This is a genomic window from Arthrobacter sp. Soil_C_60, from assembly GCF_057656375.1.
Genome location: NZ_JBDGKM010000015.1, coordinates 58,207 through 83,541 on the forward strand (window position 1 = coordinate 58,207; position 25,335 = coordinate 83,541).

The following is a 25,335-nucleotide window of genomic DNA, read 5'->3' on the forward strand; positions in this document are numbered from 1 at the left end:
CGTTAGCCGCGCTCCGTGGCGGGTTCGGCTGCCAGACGCATCAGGGCCCGTTCCATCATGTTGCGTTGCCGGGAACCGGTAACGGCATCGGGGTCCAGCATGGAAGTCACGTGCAGGCCCATCATGATGTTCAACAGCTCATCGGCAACGGTGTCCGGGTCACTCAGAGGAGCGCATTCTCCGTCGTGCTCCGCCTCGGCAAGGAAACGCAGTATCAGGCTGCGCCAGTGCAGCAGCGCATCCCGCCCCACCGAGCGCAGCGAGTCCTCCGTCTGCGCACGTTGCCAGAAGGAAATTGCGACGCGGGCTTCCACCACGGTGAGCGGGTCCGCCGGAATGATTTCCAGGCAGAGGCCGCGCAGTGCTGCCAGGCCCCGGCGTCCTTTGGTGCCGCGGGCGATCCGTTCGTTGGTTCGATCGCAAATCAGTTGGTAGGACGCGAGCAGCAGGGCGTCCTTGTTGGGGAAGTAGTGGGCCAGGACGCCGGGCGCCGCATAACCGCACTCCCGGGCGATGTCCCGCATGCTCGCGTTCTCGATCCCCTGCTCCGCGATGAGCTGCCAGGTGGTCTCTATGATTGAACGGCGTCGTTCCTGGTGGTCTACCAAGCGGGGCATGACGCTCGCTCCTTCGATCGTGTGCGGGTGTTGCGTGTCTGGGTCGTGTGCACCCTACCACCGCGGGAACGCATTGCTGCGTCCCCGCAGTGGAGAGGCGTCAGTGCCCGCAGGCGCCCGGCCCGGAGTGCAGGTCGGCGGTTCCCGCGGCTGCTCCGGGAGCGCAGTGTCCTGACGCCGACGACGGCACGTTGAGCGTCGGGTTGCCGTCAAAGAAACCGTGCGGCTTCAGGGTAAAGCCCGTGGTGTCCACCGGCATGATGGGCCAGTCCTCCGGGCGCGGGAAATGGGTCAAACCGAAGGAATGCCACACCACAAGATCCTGACCGTCGATGTCGCGGTCCTGCGCTACGTAGGCTGGAAGTCCGGCACTGCCAGGGTGCTGGTTGACGAAGTCTCCCGCTGCGTAGAGCTCCTCCTCGGCATGCCGGGTGACCCACAGGTGGTGCCGGGCGAACGCGGCCCGCGAGGCGATCGAAGAATCATCAGCCATGGCCAGTGTGGGGCTGCCTTCCGGGTAGAGCGTGTAGCCGACGGGCTGGCCTAGCTGGTTCCGCGAGTCAGGGTTGCTGATGTGCCAGACGCGGCCTTTGCTGCCGTCGGCGTCGCGCACTGCTTCCGATTCACGTGCCAGCAGCGTGCGCTTTTGGGTGAATGCGTTCCCGTGGGGGTTTCCCGGCCCCTTGGGGAGCCGCACGAGGTCCAGTTCCTCCACACGGTTCGTGGCCCCGTCGATCATCATGTCCAGCCGCGCGCTGAAAAGGTGCTGGTGGAATGGCGCACCCAGGCCGGGCGCGATTTCCGAGGCGTAGGGGTATTCTTTGTCCGGCAGGGCTGCGGTGAACACGATGCCCGTTGCCTTGGCTTCGAATTCGATGGTGCCGTCCAGATAGAGGTACCAGTAGAAGCCGTAGTCGTAGTTGCCCACCGTGGTGAAAAAGGACACCACCAATCGGCGGTTGCGGCGTACTTCGTTGGAGCCGGCCCACTCGTCAGTGTGCTTCCAGAGGATGCCGGCGTCCTCCTCGTGGATGCAGATGCCGTTTTCGATGGTGCGGGGGTTCCCGAAGTCATCGGCTACCACCGGGGACATGTAGGTGATATCGCCCAGGCAGTCGCAGCCGAGTTTGAGCGAGTTCGCATCCCGCCCGACCAGGTATTCGCCGGAGTCGAAGTAGTTCTGCCAGCTCCGGTACGGGGAGGGGTCGCCGTAGGGAACGACCATTTCGGAGATCGATGCGCGGTGGACCAGCGGGCGCCTTCGCCCGTTGTGGGTGTGGTGGAGCTGCTGGAGTACCAGTCCTTCACGGGCATCGAAACCCACCCGCAGATCCCAGCCTGCCCAGGAGAGCAGGTTGCCCTCCAGCGAGAAGCTCGGACCTTCGGGCTGCGTGATCTCGATTGGCTTCAGATCGGTGCGGAGCTCGCCGTGGACAGCGGCTTCGGTGTAATTTCCGTTGATCTCGGGTACCGGTACGGGGCCGTCGTCGATCAGGTGGTTCACGCGGCGGTTTTCCACGTCGACAAAAGCAACGAGGCCATCGATGGGGTGCGCCCAGGCGTGGTCGCCGGGGTGGTCCTGACGGAATCCGAGGCCGCGGAGCAGCCGCTTGCCCTCCTCGTTCTCGTACTCGAAGACGCCCGCCGACAGCGGAGCGACCCGTACTTGAGAAGGCGTAAGGCCGCGGGCCGCAAGAGCGGTTTTCCACTGCGGATCTTCGGCCAGGATGTCCTCGATGATCTCGAATTCTTCCAGCAGGACAGGCAGTTGGCCGTCGACAGCGGGATTGAGCTCGCGCTGCTCAAGGACCTGCCCGGTGGTCAGGGAAAGACGCACGTCCAGGGACCGGGACAAGGCCGCGTCCCAGAGCATCGCCCTGACCAGGCGGGCAGTGTCGGCGGCATCCCCGTGCAGGGCGGATTTTGGCGGTTCAACCAGGCCGAGGTACGCGAAACGCGTGCTGTCGGACACGAGCCCGGCCTCGGCCAGAATGCGGCGGGCCTCCTGGATTTCCAGGGCCGTGAGCTGTTCAAGGGGGTGCTGCGTCAACGCAGCAGTTGAGGCGGTCTGAAGGGTCATGGCACTTCCTGAAGTCGGATTTTGATGGTACAACTGTACAGCCAACGAATTGATGTTACCCACTTCACAGGCCCGGCGTAAAGTCTCTTGCGGAAATACTGCCGGGCCATCAGGAGGACCATGGACCCGCAAACCCCGAGGCGCTTCGTACCCCTGCCGCCTGCCCGCGTTCCGGCCGCGATTGTCGCCACGGCGGCGGCTGTCAGTGCCTCAGCGCATGCGGTGGCGGCGGCCACCGGACCGACCGGTGCCATGGCTTGGTGGATGGCTGTGATGGGCGCGGCCTGCCTGGCCTGCGCTGCACCAATGGTGGCGGGACGAGGCTCGGCCTCACCGAGGCTGGTGGGGCGGCGCTGCATCGGGCGCGCTGCCGGGCACCTGTTGGTTATGAGTACCGCGATGATCCTCATCCACCTGGTCCTGCTCACTGCGATGGGGGCCGGAACCCACCACCAGGGGCCTGCCAACGTCACCGGACCTTCTGCCTTCCCAAGCCACGACGGCGCCATGCTCGCACTCATTGGAGTGGAGCTCTTGTGCCTTGTCGCGGCCTCCGCAGCCCTGCGCATGATGCGGTCAAATACGGCCGCAGGCGTCCGCACCGCAGCCCGTTCCGCTGTCGAGTACTGACTTCCACTGCCGACCGCACCACCCAAACCGAAACCCCACCTGAGGAGCTTTCATGAACAGCACCACCACCCTTTCACTCGACTGGCAGGGCCGGGCTGATGCCTTGGCTATCGAGGGCAGGGCCTTCATCGACGGACGCCGCGTAACGGCAACCGGCGGGTTTTCCCGCGCCACCATCAGTCCGATTGACGGCCGCGTCCTGGCGGAACTGGCTGCCTGCAGTCCCGCTGACGTTGACACCGCGGTAGCTGCCGCGCGGCGCGCCTTCCCGGCCTGGTCCCGAAGCGGCGCCGAGCAGCGCAAGTGTTCAATGCTCGCCCTGGCCGCCCTGATGGAGCGCCATGCGGACGAACTGGCCCTCCTGGAATCATTGGACAGCGGAAAGCCGATCCTGCAGACCACCACGGTCGATGTTCCCGGGGCCATCTCCACGCTGCGCTGGTACGCGGAGGCAGCCGACAAGCAAAGCGGTGAACTGCCCGCCGTCCCTCCGGGAGCCACGGCGCTGGTGACCCGCGAACCCTTGGGCGTAGTGGCCGCCATCGTGCCATGGAACTATCCCCTTGAGATCGCCGTCTGGAAGCTCGCGCCGGCGCTTGCCTCCGGCAACACCTTGGTGCTCAAGCCTGCAGAGCAAACGTCGCTGAGCATCCTGCGGGTAGCCGAACTGGCCTCCGAGGCGGGAATCCCGGACGGTGTCCTGAACATCGTGACGGGCTCGGGACGGGAGGTCGGAGCTGCACTGGCCCATCACATGGACGTTGACACCCTGGCATTCACCGGATCCACCGCAGTCTCGCGGACCCTGCTTGAGGCCTCCGGCAAGAGCAACCTCAAGCGGCTGAGCCTTGAAGCCGGCGGCAAGAGCTCCAATATCGTCTTCGCAGATACCGCAGACCTCGCAACCGCGGCAGTCAAAGCGGCCTTCGGCGCGTACTACAACCAGGGCCAGGTATGCTCGGCCAACTCGCGCATCCTGGTCCAGCGGGAAGTCCACGATGAATTCGCGGCGCTGCTGGCACGGGCCGCCGCCGACTACAGGACCGCAGACCCGCTTGCCGGCCTTGAGGGAAACGGTGCGCTGATCAGCGGCGCCCACGCGGACGAGGTCGAGGGCTGGATCATACGGGGCCGGAACGAAGGCGTGGTCCTCTTCGGTGGAGAGCGCCGGGAGATTCGCGGCTCCGACGCCTATCTGGAACCGACCCTGCTGGCCGGCCTCCCCGCAAACCATGATGTGCACCGCGAGGAGATTTTCGGCCCCGTGGCAGTGCTGCACGCCTTCGACACGGAAGCCGAAGCAGTCTCACTCGCCAACGCCACCGACTACGGCCTGGCAGCATCTGTCTGGACTTCAGATCTGTCCCGGGCGCACCGGGTTGCGGGGGATCTCCTCGCGGGGACCGTGTCGGTCAACACCGTGGACGCACTGGGAAACACGACCCCTTTCGGCGGCTTCAAGCAGTCCGGATTCGGTCGTGACCTGTCCCTGCATGCCTTTGACAACTACACGGCGCCGAAGACGACCTGGATACAGTTCGGCTAAGCCTGCATCTGAGGAAGTGATGATAGCCATCGTATTTCCGTGGTTTACGTGATGCAGTTCACGGACCTACGCTTCTGGAGTCAGAAGCGGCAGGAAACCATGTCGGCCGCTCATCGCGCGAAGGAGTGCAACCATGACCGGCACGCTCGAGAACAGGAAGCGTTCGAACGTGACGAAGAAGATCGTCACGTTCGAACGCCGTCATATCCGTCCGATTCCCCTGGATGAGCGCCACGGCACCACGCGAGGACTCTTCTTCGTGTGGCTCGGAATCAATATGCTTCCGCTCACGGTAGTCACCGGAGCACTCGGCCCGACGCTGTTCGGATTGTCGCTCGGCTGGACCGTCGCCGCCGTGGTGATCGGCAATGTGATCGGCGGACTGGGCGCAGCCTTGCACGCATCACAGGGACCGCATCTTGGAATTCCCCAGATGCTGCAGGCGCGGGGTCAGTTCGGGTACTTCGGTGGCAGCCTGCTCGCGCTCATCGCGCTTATCATGTTCCTCGGCTTCTTCGCGTCGAACCTCGTCGTGGCGGCACAGAGCTTCGCCGCCGTCTTCCGGAATGACTCCATCAATGCCGGGATCATCGTCTGTGCGGTGATCGCGCTTGCGGTGGCCATCTTTGGCTACGACCTCGTGCGCAAGCTAATGGCCGTGTTCTCCGTCGTGGTCGGGGTTCTTGTGGTGATCTCGATCTTCGTCGCGATGTCGAACCCTGTCACATTCGCGGATAACAGCGAGCTCGGGTTCACCGTGGCAGGCTTCTTCGGAATGCTGGCGATCGGTGTCAGTTGGCAGCTCGCCTATGCACCGTACGTCTCCGATTACTCCCGGTACCTTCCCCGCGAAGGCGGCTCCAAGCAGGCGTTCTGGGCCACCTACCTTGGCCTTGCCGTCGGCACCGTGCTTGTGATGATCCTCGGAGCCCTCGTCGGCCTCACCACAACCGACGGCAATGCCATGGCCGCGCTCGGAGGACTGCTTGGCGGCTTCGGGCCCGTAGTGCTCTTCGCGTTCGGGATTGCCTCGGCAGTCATGAACTCATCCAACATCTACTCCGGAGTCATGTGCTCCCTCACGGTTTTCGAGACGATCTCGTCCCGGATCCGTATCAACACCGCCAAGCGGGTCATCATGACCGTGGTCTACGCACTTCTCGCGATGCTCGGAGCGTTGCTCGGCAAGGACAACTTTCTCGTGATCTTCGGCGACTTCGTCACGGTCCTGCTGTACGTCCTGATCCCATGGTCGGCTGTCAACCTCATTGACTACTTCATCCTGCGCAAGGGCCACTACGCCGTGGATGACATGTTCCGCCGCGATGGAGGCGTCTATGGCCGCTGGGACCGGGTCGGGCTCATGAGCTACCTGGCGGGTATCCTCGTCCAGCTTCCGTTCATGGTCACCTCGATGTATACGGGCCCGCTGGCAGAGCCGCTTGGGTTCGTAGACCTGGCATGGATCGTCGGGTTTGCAGTGCCGGCAGTACTCTATGGCTTCTGGAAGCATGCCGTGATCACGAAGGACACTGTTAGATGAGCGCTCCAAGCCTCGTGATCACCGGGGCGCAACTGTGGTTCCCGGAGCGCAGCCGCGCGACCGCACTCGCCGTTGCGGAGGGGAGGATCAGCGCAGTCGGCAAGGACGAGGAGATCCTCGCGCTTACAGGCCCCGAAACTGCGCGGATCGACGCCGCAGGCGCGGCCGTAATGCCCGGTTTCCACGACGGGCACATCCATGCCCAGGCAGGTGGGCTGGCGCTTCTCGGCTGCAATCTGGACGCAGCACATTCTGTCGAGGAATACGCCCATCTCATCCGCGATTTCGCGGCCAAATACGATGGCGGATGGGTGGTCGGTTCCGGCTGGTTCGGCGACGCGTTCCCCGGGGGGCTGCCCTCACGGGAGTTGCTCGATGAACTCGTGCCGGACCGGCCTGCTGTATTCACCAGCCACGACGCACACGGGGTCTGGGTAAACACGAAGGCTCTCCGCCAAGCCGGCATCACCAGACAGACGCCGGATCCGGCGGCCGGCCGCATCGTGCGGGACCTGGACGGAGAAGCGACAGGGGTACTCATGGACGCCGCCGGCGAGCTCGTCTCCCGACTCATTCCGGCCCACCGCCCCGAGGATCTCCGGCAGGCACTCCTCACAGCACAGGAGTACCTGTTCTCCCTCGGGGTCACGGCCTGGCACGACGCGATTCTCGGCGCCTACCTTACGCTGCCAGACTCCCTCCCGGCCTACATCGAGACCATTGCCGACGGTTCGCTGCGGGCACGGGTGACCGGTTCAATGTGGTGGCCGCCCGCGGCCGGACCTGATTACGTTCCCGAAATGCTCGAACGCATCCGGGCCGCTGGAGAAGCCGGCTTCAAGGTACGCAGCGTGAAAATCATGCAGGACGGCATCTGTGAGAACTGCACCGCCGCACTCATTGAGCCTTATACCGGCATACATCCCGAGGCCCGGGGAGAGTCCGTCATCAGCCCTGAGAATCTCGGCAGCATCACCGCCAAGCTCGATGCGGCAGGACTCGGCATCCATTTCCACGGCGTCGGAGACCGGGCAGTGCGCGAGTGCCTGGATGCGGTCGCTCACGCCAGGCGGCGCAATGGCCGGGGCTCAAGACACCAGATAGCGCACCTCGATGTCGTGGATCCTGCAGACGTCCATCGGTTCGCCGACCTGGAGGTGACAGCGAATCTCCAGCCGCTGTGGGCCAGAAACGATCAGGAGATTCTTGAGCGCAAATTCCCGCTCATCGGCGAAGACCGGGCACGTCGTCACTTCCCCTTTGAATCGCTGCGCCGAGCCGGAGCGCACCTCGCGATGGGCAGTGATTGGCCGGTGACCAGCCCCGACCCTTTATAGGGCCTCCACACGGCCTGCACACGCACAGCCCCCACAAAGGATGTGCATGCCCAGAATCCGGAATCCCGCACCCCGGCACAACCGGAAGAACGGCTGGGCATCGACGACGGCATACGTGCGTACACCCTCGGATCCGCCGAAGTCTCCGGCGTTGCAGACAGGATCGGAAGCCTCCAAACCGGGAAGTTGGCCGACCTCGTGATACTCACTGGGCCGATCGAGGACACCGGCAGCTTCGATCAACTGCGGGTGGCGCGCACCATCCTTGGCGGTGACACCGTGTACGAGGAGCTTGCCAAGTAGCTGGACCCAACAGATCCGGAAAGCTGTATGAAGTGTCCGGCATCCCGTCATCCGGCTCCTGCTTTAGGTCGCTCCGCATCTGAATTATCGATGACCTACATCGTCATTCCATGGTTTACGTGATGCAGTTCACGGCGCTACGCTTCTGGAATCAGATGATGCGCCGGCCCGGCCTCGGCGAAACCGACACACTTCCGCTCTTCTTGAGCAATCGAAAACTTAGGCATCAGCAAAGGACCGATCATGGATCAGCCAATAGCCTCAACACACCTTGCCCAGGAGCAAAGTAAACATCTACAGAAATCACTGGGACGCTTCGACATCCTCTTGCTCGTGGTGGCCGCGGTCATCTCTGTCGAGGTCCTGGGCCAGGTCTCCGCCTTCGGCGGGGAGACCTTCACCTGGACCCTCATCCTGGCCATCACCTTCATGGTCCCCTACGGCTTCATCTTCGCGGAGACCGGCGGCGCATTCACCGAGGAAGGAGGGGTGTACGTCTGGACGAAAATGGCCTTCGGCCGTGTAGTTGCCGCCATCACTTCCCTGTTCACCTGGGTCACCCAGCCCGTCTGGGTGGGCGGCGCCATGGCCTTCGTAGCAGTAGAGACATGGTCCGAGTATGTCGTGCACATTGAGGCCGGAGGCGTCGAAGACTACCTCTTCAAACTTCTCTTCATCTGGATCACCGTCACCTCGGCAATCATCAGCCTGAAGCACGGCAAGTGGCTGCCATCGCTTGGTGCGATCCTGAAGGTCGCCTTCCTGACCTTCTTCCTCGTCGTCACCCTGATCTACGGGCTGCAGCACGGCTTCAACGGCCTGGACCTCGGGTTCTTCTCGCCCACGCTCGCCGGTTTTCTCGGCGTAACACCACTGTTGCTCTTCTCCTTCCTGGGCTTCGAGTCCGGGAACAGCGCGGCCGGCGAGATGAAGAACCCTGCCAAGGACGTTCCCATCTCCATTGCGCGCTCCTCGATGATTGCAGCGGCGAGCTACCTGCTGCCGATCCTGGCGATCCTGCTGGTAGTCCCCATCAACGACATCACCGGCATCGGCGGACTGTTCGGCGCCATTGCCACTGTCTACACTGTGTTCGGTCCGGCGGCCGAGGTGATGCTGGCGATTTCCGCCATGGTTTTCTGTTTCGTACTGGTTTCCCAGGGCGCCGCCTGGATGATCATCAGCGACCGTATGCAGGCGATGGCTGCGGCGGACGGATCCTTCTTCGGAGGCTTCTTCGGCCGCTTCCACCCAAAGCTGGGTACGCCGATCCGCGTCAACACCCTCTCCGGAGTGGTGGCCACGGTCTTCATGCTCGCAGCGATGCAGCTCAGCGGCACCAGCAGCGCGCTGTTCGGAGTGGTTTTGAGCATCGCGATTTCGACCTTCCTGCTCAGCTACCTGCTGGCGATCCCAGCCGCAGTGCGGCTGCGTACGAAATACCCCTCGGCCCATCGTCCCTTCAAGGTCCCCGTCTCCGACACGGTATTCCGGGTCTTTGGAATGATCTGCTTCGTCTGGATCCTGATCGGTTCCTGGGTGGCCATCTTCCCCGGCACCCTGGAGGTCCTCTTCGGACTCGAGTACAACTTCGAAGAGATCTGGGGCGTCTCGCAGTTCACATTCGAAGCTTTCGCCCTCGGAACACTCGGCTGCATCCTCGCCCTCGGCCTTATTGGCTACGTCCGCGGCAGGAAGGTACGCGAAGCCGTCGTAGCCGACGGTGTGCCAGCGGATAACACGACTTCCCTCCAAGACCTCTAATCCGACTGCCGGGTATCAACCGCGTAGCAGGGGCACACGGCCGGCAATAGCTTGCGCCCCGTTCCCCGTTCAGGAACGGGGCGTTCGGTGCAGCTTGAAAATCCGCCACCGCCTGCACGGATCGCTGCCTTACCAAACACTTCATCACTATTTCAGATTCTGCTGAGCTGATTTATTCGTTATGCAGATGCAGTTTCTCCCTTCAGTATTAAGAAATACCCGACAGGGGAGCCGACCAAGACTGCTGCCGCACACGACCTTTTGGCGGATATCAGAGGCGGCACGGCATGGACGTCGTGCAGGTCGGGTCCCATTCACCCAAACACAGGAGATTGACATGTCAAGCCCGGAAGTTGAAGTCCTGGTCGTCGGCGCAGGCCAAGCCGGAGTAGCGATGAGCGAACACCTGAGCGAACGCGGGATACCGCACCTCGTTCTGGAGCGCCACCGCATCGCTGAGCGCTGGCGCTCAGAGCGGTGGGACTCCCTGGTTGCCAATGGGCCGGCCTGGCACGACCGCTTCCCGGGACTGGAGTTCCCCGACCTGGAGCCCGGAGAGTTCGCTTCGAAGGAGCAGGTCGCGGACTACTTCGTCACCTACGCGGAAAAGATCGGTGCGCCGATCCGTTGCGGTGTCGAGGTCCAGTCCGTTCGCCGGAACGTCGGCGCCCCTGGATTCCACGTGAAAACATCGGACGGCGAGTTCAACGCACGCTATATTGTGGCAGCAACCGGACCATTTCAACGCCCGGTCATCCCTCCCGTTGTCCCCGCCGACTCCCGCCCGATGCAGATGCACTCCAGCCAGTACCGCAACCCGGGGCAGCTCCCCGAAGGCGCAGTCCTAGTTATAGGCGCCGGGTCCTCCGGCGTTCAAATCGCGGCCGAGATCCAACGGTCGGGGCGGCAGGTCTTTCTCTCCGTCGGACCGCACGACCGCCCCCCGCGCAGCTACCGCGGAAGGGACTTCTGCTGGTGGCTCGGGGTACTCGGCATGTGGGATGCTTCAACCCCTCCCCTCGGCGCAGAGCACGTCACGATCGCGGTCAGTGGAGCCGACGGCGGCCATACCGTCGACTTCCGCGCACTGGCGGAGAACGGCATCAAGCTCGTAGGCCGCACCGTCTCCTACGAAAACGGAACCATGAGGTTCGCAGAGGACCTTCGGACAAACATCGCGAACGGCGACGCCCACTACCTTCAGCTCCTCGACGAGGCAGACGCCTACGTTGAGCGCAACGGCCTCGATCTTCCCGAGGAACCCGAGGCCCGGATGCTGCGTGCCGACCCCGACAGCCTCACCAATCCCATTCTCGATCTCGACCTTGATAATTCCGGCGTGAACTCCATCGTGTGGGCCACCGGCTTCGCGGTCGATTACAGCTGGCTGGACGTGGACGCCTTCGATGAACGTGGCCGGCCAGTGCAGCAGCGGGGAGTCTCCTCCGAACCCGGCATCTACTTCCTCGGCCTGCCCTGGCAATCGCGACGCGGTTCGAGCTTCATCTGGGGAGTATGGCATGACGCCAAGTACGTCGCCGACCAGATCAACATCCAGAGGAGCTACCTCTCGCACAACGAGCAGGCAACCCTTGTAGGAAGCAGCGCCGTCTAGGAAAAGTTAATGGCTGCGGGCGGCTGTCCCGAATAGCTCACCGGCGGTGATGGGCGACGATAAGCCAGTTGGCATCGTTGACCATCACCGCCGTCGCTGCTCAACCACCCCGGCCAGCAAGATCATGCGAAAGAAGAGAGCCCTCGGACCGAACAGCTACTTCGTCGATCATGCACCCGTGCCTACATCTGCCAGTGCAATAACATTGATTGATCTCCAGCAGTCCCTCCAAGAACCGAAACGAGAGTATGTGCGATCTGCTCGGATGCAGAGGACTACTGTCGGCAGTGCAACCTTGTAGAAAGCTATTAGTTGCCGCATTTGAGGTGCCCTTGCGGGGCGATTTCGAGGGCGGGTCATACGCCAAATCGAGGATCTCGGAAACGCAGGGTTTTCAAGCCATGACCCTTGCCAGGGGAGTGGTGCGTTGGAGGACCCTCTTGCGAGATCCGTCCCGGGACCCTGCGCGGCTGCGGCGCCGCCCGCGGCGCGTGCCATCCTTGAAGGTATGGCACGAACCTGGTTGTCTCTGACGGTGGAACTGCTCGGCGGTCGTGGCGAGGAGCTGTGGCCGTGGCCGGGGCGTATCTTCGCGGTTGGACCGTCGCACACATTCATGGATCTTGCGAACGCCATCAACGATGCCTTCGCCCGCTGGGACCGCTCGCACCTCTCAGTGTTCACCCTGGCTGACGGCCGGGTAATCACCGACGAAGAGACGGGAGCCGAGATGGCCGGATCGATCGGCGGGCCGATCATCGCGCCGATCGACCTCGCCGTTGCCAAGGTTGCCCGGACGCTGGAGCCGGGGGCTGAGTTTCAGTTCACGTTCGATCTCGGTGACTCCTGGATGCACCGGTGCGTCGTCGGAGAGATTAAGGTCGACCCGTTGGAGGTTTTGGGTATCCGTCCTAATGGCCCGCTGCCGTACTGGGGCTGGGGCAGCATCCCGGACCAGTACGGGCGCCGATGGGCTGCCGACGACGGTGAGAGCCGGGCGCCGAGGAAACCGAGCAGGCCGCACCCGATGCAATTTCACTCATGGCCCGGACGGGTACAGGTGCCGGGGCTCGACCTGTCCGAACTGCGTGCAGCCATCGCGGCAGCAGATGCGGCCGGCTTCCTCGCGGCGGTGACGGGACGCGACATCGATGACGCTCTGCAGCAGGTGGGGGCCGGCATATCGATAGCGCTGGAGCACCGACGACAGGAGGCCGAGCCGGTGGCACTGTCGGTCATCAACCGGCTGACTTGGCGCGGCGGGCCTGGGGACCGGCTGCTGGCCGAGGACCTGCTCGCCGGTCTGCGCGGCGAGCCGCTGACCGGCCGGGTGGTACGGGTAGACCTGGACATGCTCAGCACCGTGCTGGAAGGGGATCCCGACCTGTCGGCCGGCGGCTACCTCGATCTGCGCACCGGGCAGGTGCACGAGGCCAGCGCCACTGACCCGATGATGGTCGGAGATGACGCCGCCATCGACGTGGAGCAGGAGCCGGAGCGCTGGCTCCGGCTCCATCACACCGATTCACGCAACGGCTGGCGGGACATGGAGGCCTTCGCCGAGCGGCAGCACGATGAGGCCTTCCGGGAGCGGCTGGAGCGGGCGATCGAGGGCAACGGTGCCTTCAGCCGGTTCCGCAACCTCGTCCACAACGGGAACCTTGGCGAACAGTGGTACGCATTCTCCACCGACCGCCGGGTAGGCCGCGCCCGCGAGTTCCTCGCTGACAACGACATACGCGTGGGCTGACGTCCCCGGCATCAACGTGGAGCAGATCAGCAGGCTGATCACGAGGTCGAGCGTGGTCACAGGGGCCGCCCCGGTGCAGGCAGGTTCAGCTTACGGGACGGTCATTGTCCCTGCTCAGCTCGGAAATCGGTTCGAAAGCTGTTTCCGAACGGACTATGAACCAGAAGTTTTGCAAACAATTGACGAGACGTGGAGACTGCGCCAGATCTGGCCCGCTTCCCAAATCGGAGAGCAGCGGGCCGTGGGCGTTTCATTTCCAAGGAACTGGAGCAGCGGCACTGCACCACAGTAATTATCCGGCTGCCCGGTCAAGGGCGTTTTTTGCCTTTTGGATGGCTTCGCGCGCATCCCGTGAGGCCTGGGCCTGCTCCCTCGTCGGGCCGGTTCCTTCCCTCCAGTCCGAGCGCAACCAGTCTTCGGCGTCACCAAGCAGCGCGAAGGCGTGGCGTCTCAGATCTTCAAAGGTTGGTAGTTGGCTCATCGATCTTTCCTTCAGTTGAAACCGTTGTTACCTGATGGCTGATTTCCAGATTGACGGGCACGATCAAGAAGGCCCGCAAATACCCAGTCGAGAACGGATACAAGCAGGCCGACGTCTGGCACTGCTCCCTGAGCCTGCGGGCCGAAGAAGGACCCCTGACGGACCAGCAGTGGGGCGACATCGCCAACGGCTTCGTGGACGCGATGGGCTTCACCGAGACCAGCGGCAAAGCCCAATGCCGGTGGGCCGCGATCAACCACGGCACCAGCGAAAACGGGAACCACCACATCCACATCGCGGTCTCCCTGGTCCGCGAAGACGGCACCAAAGCCTCCACCCACGGCGACTACAAACGCGCCCAGAAAACCTGCCGCGAACTCGAAACCAAATACGGCCTCGAACAGCTCTCTACGGTGCATGCCACCCGCGGCTACGAGCGCGCAGAAAAAGCCACCGCCATCCGGGATGATCGCGAGATGCACCGCGCGTCACTGGCCCGCAAGGTCCGCGCCAGCGCCGGTGCCTCCATGACGGAGGCGGAGTTCGTCCGCCGCGCCCGCGACACCGGACTCTTAGTCCGCCCGCGCTACGCGAAGAACACCACGGACGTGATTGTCGGATACTCCGCAGCCGAGCGGCCAAAACCGGGGGAGCGGCCTATCTGGTTCGGCGGCGGAACCCTCGCCTCCGACCTGAAGCTCGGTGCCCTGCGTGAAGGATGGCCGGACTCGCCGCACCTAGCTACGGAAGCTGCGGCGGAGTGGAACGCAGCGGCCCGGAACAGGCGCAAGGTGTCCAGGACCGGCCCGGAGAACGCGGCACCACCGGCACAGGCATGGGTGGAATACACGCGCAATGCCACCGCTTTGGCGGACCGGCTCCGTACTATCCCGCGTGATGATCACGCCACCTGGGCTAAAGCCGCCCGGGAAGTATCCGGCGCCTTCGCGGCATGGTCCTACCGGCTCGAACCGGTCCCCGGGCCGTTGGCGGCCACCGCCGCTGAACTGTCCCGCACAGCCCAGCTGCGTGCACCACGACAGCACGGCAAGCCCGCCGCCCTGCCCTCCATCGCCGGCACCGCCATGTTGTTCATGGCAGCGTCCAGCAAGAACAAGACCGCAGCGCAGACGGCACTGATGGTGCAGCTGATCAACACCGCCTTCGCCGTGTACGAAATGCACGCCCAATCCGGCCGTGCCCGGGAAGCACAGCGCATCCATTCAGTGGTCGAGAACCAGCTCGCCCCGTTCACTGCGACGATGCCCAAGGCCGTCCCCGTAGGAGCAGAACGGCAGCCAGCCGAAGAGGCTGCCGTGCCGCGGAGGGCCGTGGATATTGCCCGCCGCGGCATGGCACCGATTCGTCCCGGTTCGGTGGTGCACACGACACCTACGCCCGCGCGGGCGAGACCGGCGAAGACCTTTCAGCCCGGCCGGCGCGACGCCTGGCCGGGCCTCGACCGATGAAATTTACACCACTAGTGCAAGGAGAACGCCATGAGTGAAGCAGACGGCATCGACGACTTTCTGGACAACGGCATGCGGCAGTCACTGCTGATCGCGTCACGCATTGCCGAGACGCTGGCACGCCGCCGGCAAGAGGCCCAGAGACAGCAGGAACACCAGGACACCCAGGCCGCGCACGAAACCCAGGCACGTTTGGCGGCCGAGCGCAGTGCAGCACACGCGGCCCTCGCCGCCGTACACAAGGATCAGTGGTGGGACAAAGCCCAACCCCATGACATTGCCGCCGCCCACGCTGTCGCCGAGGGCTGGAAAGACCACGACCCCACTGCTCTGGAAGCGTCGGAGAAGATCCGTCATGAGGTCCTGACCCGGTACGGCATCGACACCCACGACGTCGGCTCGGACACCGCCTACCTCGAATCCGGGATCGAAACCATCGCGACCGAAGAGGCCCGGCAGGATGAGCTGGCACGCAGCCAGGAACAGACCCGCAAAGCCGCCGCTGAACACGAAAAAGCCATGCAGCTGCTCGCAGCCGCCCGTATCGAAGAGCTCCGCGCCCAGGCCGAGAAACTCGCCCCTGAAATGAAGCGCCACCAGGTCCCCGTTGAATACCTGGCCAACCCCGAACTGGCACAGGCATTACAGGGAGCCCATAACGCGAAAACCCCCACAGCGGTCGCAGCTGCCCACGCCGAAGTGAAGGAACGCACGTTCCTGATCGGCAAGGACGGGATCCACGGACCCGACCTCGACCAGCTCCGCAAAGAAACCACCGCGAACGTCAACGGTGCCGACGACGCGCACTTCAAGGATCCAGAGTTCGTGAAAGCCGCCAAGGAAATGCACGAAACCAAGCTCCTGGCCGAGGGCGGGTTCACAGGCTCCCAGTCGGAGCCAATGGAACAGCGGTACGAACGGGCAGAGAAGGAACTCTTCGACCGCCTCGAAGGCATCGGCCACGAGATCGAAAACCGCGTCACCGGCAACGACAGCAACCGGCTCAGAGACCAGGGACTAAAAGCAGAAACCGCGTCGGCCGCCGGTTACGGCTCAGTCGCCCACCACGAGAAGTTCGCTGAGTCCTTGGAAAACAGCGGGGCGAACGAAGCCCAAATCCGGGGCCGTCTCGCCGCCGCCCGCAGCGAAGGCACCCACCCCATCGCGGCCGTCACCATAGGCAAAGGCGCAGCCAAAGCCAAGAAGACCCGCACAGGGGCTGCCATCGGCGCGGAGAGGACCAAGAGCGGGCCCAGCCGTTAGCCCGATGACATGCCGATGCCTGCTTTATTGACGGAGCCGGAAAAGCAGGAGTGCAAGCAGTGCCGGGAACACTTGTGTTCGCGGCGGTGAAGGAATTGCTCGCGGCTGGCCAGCATGCTCCCGGCCCCTGGCTGCAGTGAACCAGGGAACCCTGGGTTTTTTTTATGTCTCGGTTTTGATTTCGAGGAGGAGATCGCCGCCTTAGACCTGTGCGGTGCCATCGATGGCGAGGCGTGCGACGGTGCCGGCGACGGGGCTGGTGATGGCGGCTTCCATCTTCACGGCGCCTGCGCCTGCGAACCGGACTGGGATGTGCCCCATGTTGGATGGGTTGGCCTTCTCGCGGCCTTGAGGATTGGATTCGACGGGAGCGGTCGTGCACGGTGATCTGGCGCATCTGCCCGTTGAACGTCGAGGTGTGTCTGGGACCCAATCTGCTTCAGGTTTGGCGCGGCGGCTGGCGTCCGCTGTGATTCACAAGTACAGCGATTCACAGCACAGACGAGTCGGGCATGGCCACTTAGACCCGGCCCGTTCTAATGGTCTGGTCCCTTGGCGCCGCCTGACCCGACCCAAGTGTCCAGCAGCTGTTGGACAATTGGGTCGGGTCATATCATCGTGCTGAGTACTGGAGAGGGCCCCGGAACATGATCATGAAAAGGGATACGACTTAGCTCCAGTACAGCATCTCAGTCGACGGTACGTGATGTATATCCAATTTCCATGGTTGCGATCAGGCCGGGGCGGTTGCGCCCTCGGATTTCGAATACCAGGTCCATAGTTAGGTGCCTATCGTAGTCGCAGTCTCGTTGGACTTGACCAATGGAGGCGGCGAGCCGAATCTGTGCTCCAACCTCGACAGGGGCAGTGAAGCGCACCTTATTGAAGCCCAGTACGACGCCCTGCGGATCGTCGATCACCTGCAGCAGTTGGGCCCGGAGTGGCTCGACCAGGGCGAGAGTGAGGAATCCGTGGGCGATCGTACCTTGGAACGGACCGCTGGATGCTCGTTCCGGATCAACATGGATCCATTGGTGGTCTCCGCTGGCATCGGCGAATCTGTCGACTGACTCCTGAGTGATCTCCAGCCACTCGGTGTGGCCTATGTCAACGCCTGACAGCTTCTCTAGATCCTTGACTCCAACGTGGATTGGTAATTTTTTTGCTAAGCGTTGTTCGATGACGTGACCCATCTTGCTTGACCCCCTTTGCTTGGTCTTTCCTCTCCAGGAAGGGAGGCTGGCCGGCAGGCATACGCACCGGCGGTCCCACGATGGTCAGGAGGTAATCTTTGCCCGCTTGATGATCTCTTCCTCTTCCTTGCCACTGGCAAAATGGTGCGACATTCTTCCGGTTTCGTCGTAGTAGCGATGGAAGAACAGTGTGGAAACTATCAATCCGATCACCGCCAATACGACAACGTAAAACGCCGGAGCAATATCGTTACCGGTCTCGCTGATCAGCCAGGTTGCTATGAGCGGCGCGGTGCCGCCCATGACTCCATAGGCCATGTTGTAGGAGAAGCCGCTGGCTGTGTATCTCACCGAAGCCGGGAAAAACTCGACCATGATCATCGGGGTGATGAGGGAGACCATGCCGATGAACACGGCGTAGATACCTTGCCCCAAAATTGCCATGCCTAACCCTCCGGAACCCATGATCATGAAGGCCGGGATGGCTGCGGTAGCCATGCCGAGGGCTGCGATCATTGCGATCTTCTTGCGGCCGTACACATCAACTAGCCTGCCAGTGACATAGACAGCAACAGTGAACAGGAGCAGGGCTATAAGGTATGACGTCAATGCTTCTGTCTGGGTGAAATGCAGGATCACGGTGTTGTAGGCCACCATGTATCCGGAGAGCAGATAGAAGCCGACACCATTTAGCACACACCATAGGAAGACCACAATCATCGTGCGCCACGAGTCGCGGAACGCGCGGACGATGGGCGGGTGTTTGGCAGCCTTCGCGGCGTCTTTCACGGCTTGGAACTCAGGGGTTTCCTGGATCCGCAGCCGCAGGTATAGCCCAATGAGGCCGAGAGGCCCAGCGACAAGGAAGGGGATACGCCATCCCCAGGAGTTCAAAGCCTCTACGTCCATGGACATTGTTACCAGCAGTCCGACGAGAGCACCCGCAGCGGTGCCGAGTCCAACAGAGGCAGGTGTCACCGAACCGAATAACCCCCGCTTCTGGCTGGGTGCGTACTCAATGACGAAGCTGGCCGAGCCCGCATACTCGCCGCCGGCGGACAGGCCTTGGATCAGGCGGATGCCTACGAGAATGGTGGGGGCGGCTACGCCGATAGTCTCATAGCTCGGCAGCACACCGATCATGAAGGTGGCTACGCTCATCGCTAGCACCGCTATGGAAAGCGCCGTCCGTCGTCCGACTCGGTCGCCGATATGGCCGAAGATGATGCTACCGAGTGGTCGAGCAAGGAATCCGACCGCGAATGCGGCGAATGACGCCAGTAATGAAGCGGCAGGGTTGGCGCTCGGGAAGAATTGTGCCCCGATGATAGTGGCGAATTGCGCATAGAGACCGAAGTCAAACCACTCGACGAAGTTCCCCAGGCCGCCGGCTACCACAGCTTTGCGTCGGGCATTTGCCAGGGCTATTCCACTGCTTTGGCTCATGATGGACAACCTTTCAGGTTAAGCGATTATGGAGGTGTTTAATGATGTATTTCCAAGAGACCGGCAGCGCCCATGCCCCCGCCGATACACATGGTGACGACTGCGTACCTGGCATTCCGTCGACGGCCTTCAAGAAGGGCATGCCCGACCATGCGGGCACCGGACATCCCGTACGGATGGCCGATGGAGATGGCGCCGCCGTTGACGTTCAGCCGGCCCGGGTCGATACCCAGTGCGTTCCGGCAGTAGATGACTTGTGAGGCAAAGGCCTCGTTCAGCTCCCAGAGGTCTATGTCTTCTTTGGATAGCCCCGCGCGCTTCAGCAGTTTTACGACTGCCGGGACCGGTCCAATCCCCATCTCACCCGGTTCGCATCCCACAACTGCGATGTGGCGTAGCGACCCCAATGGCGTCAGGCCTCGCTGTTTAGCCTCGTCGGCGGACATGACCACTAGTGCGGCAGCACCGTCAGACAGTTGGGAAGCATTGCCCGCCGTCACTGTCGCAGCAGTCCCGAGGGTCGTTGATAGGACAGGTTTGAGGATTGCAAGTGAACCGGTAGTCGTGCCCGGACGATTCCCCTCGTCCAAGTCGAACACCAGCGTGCCACCTTCAGAATCGCTACCAGTTCCGGGAGGTGTTTCGAGAGTCATCGGCACGATTTCTTCATCGAACAGACCTTGATCCTGGGCCATCGCAACACGCCGTTGGGATTCCACTGCGTATTCATCCTGGGCTTCGCGGGTGATGCCATATCGTGAGGCGACCGTCTCAGCGGTCTGGAGCATCGTGGCGTAGATTCCCGATCCGTGCTGATCCAGCCATGGGTCACGGGCCCGGAAATCATTTTTATGGTCGTTCTGAACCAGTGAGATCGACTCGACACCTCCCGCAACTACGATGTTCGCCTGCCCGCTGGTGATTTGTTGCGTTGCGATGGCCGTCGCCATCAAACTAGAAGAGCACTGCCGGTCTACGGTCATCCCAGGTACGCTGACCGGCAGTTGGGCGCGGAGTGCAGCCTGGCGTGCCACGTTGTAACCAGTGGTCCCCTCAGGCATCGCACATCCCAGGACGACGTCCTCTACTGCGCCTGCGCTGACACCTGAACGTTTGATGGCGTGGACAATGGCGTGTGCGGCCAACGCCGGGCCTGACGTATTGCTCAGCGCACCCTTGTAGGCCTTTCCAATGGGTGTTCGCGCGACGGAGACGATTACTGCTTCAGTCACTGGGTACCCCTTCGTCGGTCGCGTTTTCATGGTTTATGTGAAGAATCCAATTTGCGGTGCATATGGTTCGGTAGTGCGCGTCATCTTCGAGTTGCACCCTCAATGTCACACGGCTCGCCCCAGGCATCGGTCTGAGATCGACCAGGGTGGCGGCGGCTCGAACGCTTGAACCGAGTGGCAGGTGCTGCCCGTGGAATTCGACATCGTCGAGCCCGTAGTTGACGATCGATGGCACGTCTTTGAGGTCCAGCAGGTCTTCGGTCAGCCTGGTGAGCAGGGATAGGACGAACAGCGGGGGGACGGTTGGTTTGTCCGCGCCTCCCGGGTCTCCTTCCTCGACGTCTCCAACGACGACTTTGAAGGCGCTAACTGACTCAGGAGTTAGGCGACACCATGGTCCTCGTCCCAGAGATCGGCCCAAGTTCTTGGTGAATTCCCCGAGGGTCCGAGACTGGGGGGATGGCCACATGCAGTCATGTGGAGTAGCGATTCGGGTGTCCATGGGTCTTAGCAGTTCGGTCCGCCGGACACGTACAAGACCTGTCCGCTAACGAACCCGGCCGCCGGGCTGACGAAGAAGGCGATTGCATTTGCCACGTCCTCAGGCTGGCCACCGCGCCGTACCGGGATCGTGTCGGCGAAATCCTTTCGGTACACGTCCCAGTCCATGCCCAGCCGTTCAGCGACCGCCTTATTCATGTCCGTCTCAATAAACCCAGGGGCAACGGCATTCACCGTGATGCCGAACTTGCCGAGCTCGATCGCCAGGGTTTTCGTCATGCCCTGAAGGCCTGCCTTTGCCGCTGCATAATTTGTCTGACCACGGTTACCGAGAGCAGAGGTTGAGGACAGGTTAACGATTCTCCCGAATCCGGTGGCGACCATATGCTTCTGGACGCTCCGTGACATCAGAAAGGTGCCCCGAAGATGCACGTTCATGACGGAGTCCCAGTCGCCAGTCGTCATCTTGAACAGGAGGTTGTCTCTGATAATGCCGGCATTGTTGACCAACACTGTCGGCGCTCCGAGCTCCTCGACGACTCGGCTGACGGCCGCGTCAACCTCCGCCTCCTCGGATACGTCTGCGCCGACGCCGAGGGCATGACCACCCGCATTTCGAAGTGTCGAGGCTGTTTTCTCAGCCGCTGCCTCGTCCAAATCTAGAACCGCCACCCGGTACCCTGAGGCAGCGAGTCTGGCCGCTGTCGCGGCGCCGATGCCTCGTGCCGCCCCAGTGACAATGGCAACCTGACCATCAATTGCGCTGTCCATGTGACACAGCCTTCCTCTAAGATTCCAATATGATTCAATAAGCGTACGCTTAGTTTGAGTTACACATCACACATGAGTCAAGGCGCCGAGTGGATCGAACATCCAGATGACGGCACAAAGGGAGGCCGGCGCTCCCCCGGAGTCCAAGAAAGAGAACGCAACGATGAACGAACAGAAGACGATCTCGACCGAGCGCAAGGGCCATGTGCAGATCGTGCGGATGAACCGGCCTAAGTCGCTAAACTCCATAACGTTTGCGATGCTCGACGAACTCCACGAAGCTCTGAATTGGGCTGATGCCGATCGCTCTATCCGTGCGATCGTGTTAACCGGGTGCGGAGGGCACTTTTCTGCCGGCGCGGACATCACGATCCTTGAGGACCTCGTACGTAACCCTTTTTCACGCATCTTCGGACCGGAATTTCACTATCCACTCATGTTGGACAAGCCATTGATCGGAGCCATAAATGGAGCCTGCGCCGGGGTGTCGGTCGTCCTGGCGATGTACTGCGACTTACGTTTGGTGACACCCCGCTCCCGATTCATTCCAGCTTTTGGCCAGCGGGGCCTCGTGTTGGAGCAAGGTCTTAGTCTGCTGTTCCAGCGCTCCATTGGAGACGGCCGAACACGGGACATCATGCTGACTGGCCGGGAGATATACGGTCAGGAAGCGATGGAAATCGGTCTGGCGCAACGTCTCGTCGACGAAGACCGCCTCCTGGACGAGGCGGTCAAGGTTGCTGACTTAATCGCCCAAGGAGCCTCAGCACGGTCCCTGGCAACCATCAAGACGCAACTCCGCACTGACATGCTCGAAGGCTATCTCGCCGCCGTGGAGCGCGACATCCAGCTGCTCAAGACGGCCCTCACATGGGGAGATCTTGCTGAAGGCGTGGCAAGTCTCAGAGAAAGGCGTCCGGCGAGTTTCGGGTAATACCTGCACGCTACGTGGGCGCCAGACAGCAGATCATCCTTGGGCAGTGACCATGCGGTCCACGATGGCAGCGTAGTGGGTAGCGACTGCAGCCGGATCAGCGATCGTCTTTGTTGGAAACCATCGCACCACATCAATTGCCAGCGCCAGAATGGCCAAGGTCGTCATTCTGATATCCGCAATGGCGAAGGAACCCTGCGCTGAACCGTCCTCGAGAATCTTGCGCACCGTTCGCTCGATCGACAAACGGACTTGTGCGACTTCGTCTCGATGTTCGTTATCGAGATACTGGAACTCATACTGGGCGATGCGGCCGATCCCAGCGTTGGCCGCGTGCCACTCAGTGAACGCGTAGGTCGCTGCCCGCAAGGCGACCCTCGGGTTCTCTGAGGTGGCCGCCGCGTTCTTCAGGGCGTCGTATGCAGCGAGGTGGCCCAGATGGATCAGTCGAAACAGAACGTCCTGTTTAGATGCGAAGTGAATATACATTGCGGCCGGACTCATGCCGGCACCTACCGCGATTTCGCGGGTCGAGGTTCCATGAAAACCCTTGGCAACGAACGCCTCTTTGGCTGACAACATAAGCCGATGGCGCGAAGCGTCTGTTTTCGCACCGGACGCCACCGCACCTGACAACAGGTCGATGTCCCAGCCTTCCGTTCGTTCCTCTGAAACTACGGCATCAACCACAACAAAGCCTCTTCTCTGAGTGGGCGCTTCCCGGGCCCTTTCAAGCAATATTGACATGCTCAGCTAGTGTTATATTCTAAGCGCACGCTTAGCTGATCGTCAAAGATGTGATGTGCACCGCAGGTGGGTCGTACCGGGCGTCAGCTTCTACATATCCACCACCTCCGAACGATCAGCAGTACCGAAAGGGAGATCAATCATGCTGGGACTCATGCAGGATCGTCCGCTGACATTGCCGTTGCTCATGGATCGCATGGAACAGGTCTTCAGCCATAAGACCGTCACTACCGAGCGGGGCGATACACCGGTTACGACGACCTATGGTGAGATCGCCAAGCGCGTTCGCCGCCTAGCCTCGGCATTGGACACATTGGGGATTCCGCGGGGTGCCCGCGTGGCAACCTTCGCTTGGAACACACAGCAGCATCTGGAGTTATACATGGCCGTCCCCTGTACCGGACGGATCCTCCACACGATCAATCCGCGCTTGTTCACGGAACAGATTGAATACATAATGCGCGATGCCGAGGACCATGTCGTCTTTGTGGACGCTTCGATCCTCAAACCGATCTGGCATGTCATCTCGGAGAACCGCAACGTCCAGCACGTGATTGTGATGAATGACTTGGGCCAGGTCGATTTTCCTGACGACCCGCGGATTATGGATTACGAAGAGCTTATCGGCTCATCGGACCCTTTCACCACCGACTTCATTGTGGACGACGACCGGGCCGCTGCATCCCTGTGCTATACCTCGGGAACGACGGGGAACCCCAAGGGCGTGCTATACGACCACAGGTCGATCATCCTTCATGCACTGCAGCTCCAACTGGTCGACACCTTCGGTATATGCGAACGAGACGTCATCCTTCCCGTGGTACCGCTGTTCCATGTAAACGCGTGGGGTCTGCCCTATGCAGCCATAATGTCCGGGGCCTCGCTGGTCATGCCCGGCGCTGTCACGGCCGGGGACGAAATTCTCGGGATCATGGAAAGGCGACGGGTCACCTTTTCGGCAGCGGTTACGACCGTCTGGATGCGCGCGGCGGAAACACTTAACAAGAGGGACCTCAGCTCGGTTCGCGGAATCGTGTCCGGCGGGGGGCCCATACCGTCAGCCCTCGCGAAAACGTACGCGGAGATGGCCGGCATCCCCCTCATTGGGGCTTGGGGACTAACCGAGTCCAGTCCAGTCGTGTCCAACGGACGGCTCAGCAGCTTCCATGACAGCTTCAGCCCCGCCATGCAACAGGACCTCATCGCAAGTGCAGGGGTCTCCATCCCACTCTCGAGGGTTCGCATTGTGGACGAGCAGGGGTGTCGGCAACCGCACGACGGCGTGGCTTCCGGAGAGCTTCAGGTGGAGGCTCCCACGGCAGCCAGGGCATACTTCGGCTCAACTCAGCCGAGCTCAGGATTCACCGAGGATGGGTGGCTTCAGTCCGGGGACGTGGCGACCATCGACCGACAAGGAAATATCCGAATAGTGGACAGGACGAAAGACCTCATCAAGTCCGGTGGCGAATGGATTCCTTCAATTCAACTTGAAAACGCCATCTTGCGCGATCCCCGAGTGAAGGAGGTCTCGGTCATCGGAGTCGAGCATCCGGAGTGGGGCGAACGTCCTCTAGCCTGCGTCATACCGGCGGAGAACAGTGGACTCGTACCTGATGACGTCCAGGAGTACCTGCGGGACAAGGTGGCGAAATGGTGGATCCCGGAGCTGGTCTTTATAGTTGATGAACTTCCCAGGACAGCCACCGGTAAGATCTCGAAGAAGGATTTACGTCGCCAGTACACCTCGAACTGATCGCTCCCTGCGGAGCGCACGCGATTGCAAGCTTGCGACCTGACTCCTATCACTGGTGGAAGTGCAAAGAGGTCCGCGAGCTTCAGTCTTCGCCCCGCTGACGTCCAAGCCGGACAATGTCACAGACTCTGTAACTCACCGTTATTCCTCCAATCATGGCCGCGAGACATGTGCGGCCGTGAAGCGGCGAGTCGGCGCCGTGGGCCAAGTGCCCGTCGCCGCGGATATCCAAGCCGCCAGGCTCATTGCCGTCTGGAACCCCTTCTGGCTAGGCGTTTTGTTTTGCCGATAACGGACGTTACGTCAGCTCGGCCTTCGCTAAGTTCACTGGCTGGAGGTACTTGGCCAACGGAAGAAATC

18 protein-coding genes and 1 pseudogene are annotated in these 25,335 nt (G+C 61.9%); 11 read left to right on the top strand and 8 right to left on the bottom strand.

Features of this window, described 5'->3' with window-relative positions:
• Positions 1-2 precede the first annotated feature (2 nt).
• Complete coding sequence (locus tag AC3A4M_RS21250) at positions 3-617, bottom strand: TetR/AcrR family transcriptional regulator (protein ID WP_498738413.1); 615 nt, start codon at positions 615-617, stop codon at positions 3-5.
• A 100-nt stretch (positions 618-717) separates the two neighbouring features.
• Positions 718-2,697, bottom strand: a complete 1,980-nt coding sequence (locus AC3A4M_RS21255; RefSeq protein WP_498738415.1) for a primary-amine oxidase — start codon at positions 2,695-2,697, stop codon at positions 718-720.
• A gap of 120 nt (positions 2,698-2,817) precedes the next feature.
• On the opposite strand from AC3A4M_RS21255, the gene AC3A4M_RS21260 reads away from it, so the two are divergent.
• From AC3A4M_RS21260 to AC3A4M_RS21290, 7 genes and pseudogenes are all read left to right on the top strand, one after another.
• Positions 2,818-3,327, top strand: coding sequence for a hypothetical protein (locus tag AC3A4M_RS21260; RefSeq protein ID WP_498738417.1), 510 nt, complete (start codon positions 2,818-2,820; stop codon positions 3,325-3,327).
• 52 nt (positions 3,328-3,379) lie between these two features.
• Positions 3,380-4,873, top strand: a complete 1,494-nt coding sequence (locus tag AC3A4M_RS21265; RefSeq protein ID WP_498738419.1) for an aldehyde dehydrogenase family protein — start codon at positions 3,380-3,382, stop codon at positions 4,871-4,873.
• A gap of 133 nt (positions 4,874-5,006) precedes the next feature.
• Entirely contained in the window at positions 5,007-6,416 is a 1,410-nt protein-coding gene (locus tag AC3A4M_RS21270; RefSeq protein ID WP_498738421.1) for a purine-cytosine permease family protein, read from the top strand.
• A pseudogene (locus tag AC3A4M_RS21275) lies at positions 6,413-8,056 on the top strand (amidohydrolase). The gene AC3A4M_RS21270 and the pseudogene AC3A4M_RS21275 overlap by 4 nt, the downstream one beginning before the upstream one ends.
• Before the next feature lie 243 nt (positions 8,057-8,299).
• The gene (locus AC3A4M_RS21280; protein WP_498738423.1) at positions 8,300-9,820 is read left to right on the top strand and encodes an APC family permease; all 1,521 of its coding nucleotides are present in this window, start codon (positions 8,300-8,302) and stop codon (positions 9,818-9,820) included.
• Positions 9,821-10,157: 337 nt separating this feature from the next.
• A complete protein-coding gene (locus AC3A4M_RS21285) occupies positions 10,158-11,435 on the top strand; it encodes a flavin-containing monooxygenase (protein ID WP_498738425.1) in 1,278 nt (425 codons plus the stop codon).
• A 508-nt stretch (positions 11,436-11,943) separates the two neighbouring features.
• Entirely contained in the window at positions 11,944-13,185 is a 1,242-nt protein-coding gene (locus AC3A4M_RS21290; RefSeq protein WP_498738427.1) for a UPF0158 family protein, read from the top strand.
• A gap of 292 nt (positions 13,186-13,477) precedes the next feature.
• On the opposite strand, the gene AC3A4M_RS21295 is transcribed toward AC3A4M_RS21290, so the two are convergent.
• Positions 13,478-13,666, bottom strand: coding sequence for a hypothetical protein (locus AC3A4M_RS21295; protein WP_498738429.1), 189 nt, complete (start codon positions 13,664-13,666; stop codon positions 13,478-13,480).
• Positions 13,667-13,716: 50 nt separating this feature from the next.
• Between AC3A4M_RS21295 and AC3A4M_RS21300 the strand changes: the two genes are divergently transcribed.
• Both AC3A4M_RS21300 and AC3A4M_RS21305 read left to right on the top strand, forming a co-directional pair.
• Positions 13,717-15,135, top strand: coding sequence for a relaxase/mobilization nuclease domain-containing protein (locus tag AC3A4M_RS21300; protein WP_498738431.1), 1,419 nt, complete (start codon positions 13,717-13,719; stop codon positions 15,133-15,135).
• Positions 15,136-15,165: 30 nt separating this feature from the next.
• Complete coding sequence (locus tag AC3A4M_RS21305; RefSeq protein WP_498738433.1) at positions 15,166-16,398, top strand: hypothetical protein; 1,233 nt, start codon at positions 15,166-15,168, stop codon at positions 16,396-16,398.
• Positions 16,399-17,087: 689 nt separating this feature from the next.
• Here AC3A4M_RS21305 and AC3A4M_RS21310 read toward each other — a convergent pair.
• The 4 genes from AC3A4M_RS21310 to AC3A4M_RS21325 all read right to left on the bottom strand — a co-directional run bounded on the left by AC3A4M_RS21310 (position 17,088) and on the right by AC3A4M_RS21325 (position 21,541).
• Positions 17,088-17,591: a MaoC family dehydratase gene (locus tag AC3A4M_RS21310; RefSeq protein ID WP_498738435.1), complete on the bottom strand. Its 504-nt coding sequence runs from the start codon at positions 17,589-17,591 to the stop codon at positions 17,088-17,090.
• 84 nt (positions 17,592-17,675) lie between these two features.
• Positions 17,676-19,037 carry an MFS transporter gene (locus AC3A4M_RS21315; protein WP_498738455.1) on the bottom strand — a complete coding sequence of 454 codons (1,362 nt, stop codon included), beginning with the start codon at positions 19,035-19,037 and terminating at the stop codon, positions 17,676-17,678.
• A 38-nt stretch (positions 19,038-19,075) separates the two neighbouring features.
• Positions 19,076-20,269 carry an acetyl-CoA C-acyltransferase gene (locus tag AC3A4M_RS21320; protein ID WP_498738437.1) on the bottom strand — a complete coding sequence of 398 codons (1,194 nt, stop codon included), beginning with the start codon at positions 20,267-20,269 and terminating at the stop codon, positions 19,076-19,078.
• A gap of 507 nt (positions 20,270-20,776) precedes the next feature.
• On the bottom strand, positions 20,777-21,541 hold the full coding sequence (locus AC3A4M_RS21325) for an SDR family oxidoreductase (RefSeq protein ID WP_498738439.1): 765 nt from the start codon (positions 21,539-21,541) through the stop codon (positions 20,777-20,779).
• 163 nt (positions 21,542-21,704) lie between these two features.
• Between AC3A4M_RS21325 and AC3A4M_RS21330 the strand changes: the two genes are divergently transcribed.
• A complete protein-coding gene (locus AC3A4M_RS21330) occupies positions 21,705-22,475 on the top strand; it encodes an enoyl-CoA hydratase/isomerase family protein (protein WP_498738441.1) in 771 nt (256 codons plus the stop codon).
• A gap of 33 nt (positions 22,476-22,508) precedes the next feature.
• Here AC3A4M_RS21330 and AC3A4M_RS21335 read toward each other — a convergent pair whose 3' ends face one another.
• Positions 22,509-23,222 (bottom strand): TetR/AcrR family transcriptional regulator, encoded by a 714-nt coding sequence (locus AC3A4M_RS21335; RefSeq protein WP_498738443.1) that lies wholly within the window; start codon positions 23,220-23,222, stop codon positions 22,509-22,511.
• A 154-nt stretch (positions 23,223-23,376) separates the two neighbouring features.
• On the opposite strand from AC3A4M_RS21335, the gene AC3A4M_RS21340 reads away from it, so the two are divergent.
• Complete coding sequence (locus AC3A4M_RS21340) at positions 23,377-24,975, top strand: long-chain fatty acid--CoA ligase (RefSeq protein ID WP_498738457.1); 1,599 nt, start codon at positions 23,377-23,379, stop codon at positions 24,973-24,975.
• The last annotated feature ends 360 nt before the right edge of the window (positions 24,976-25,335 follow it).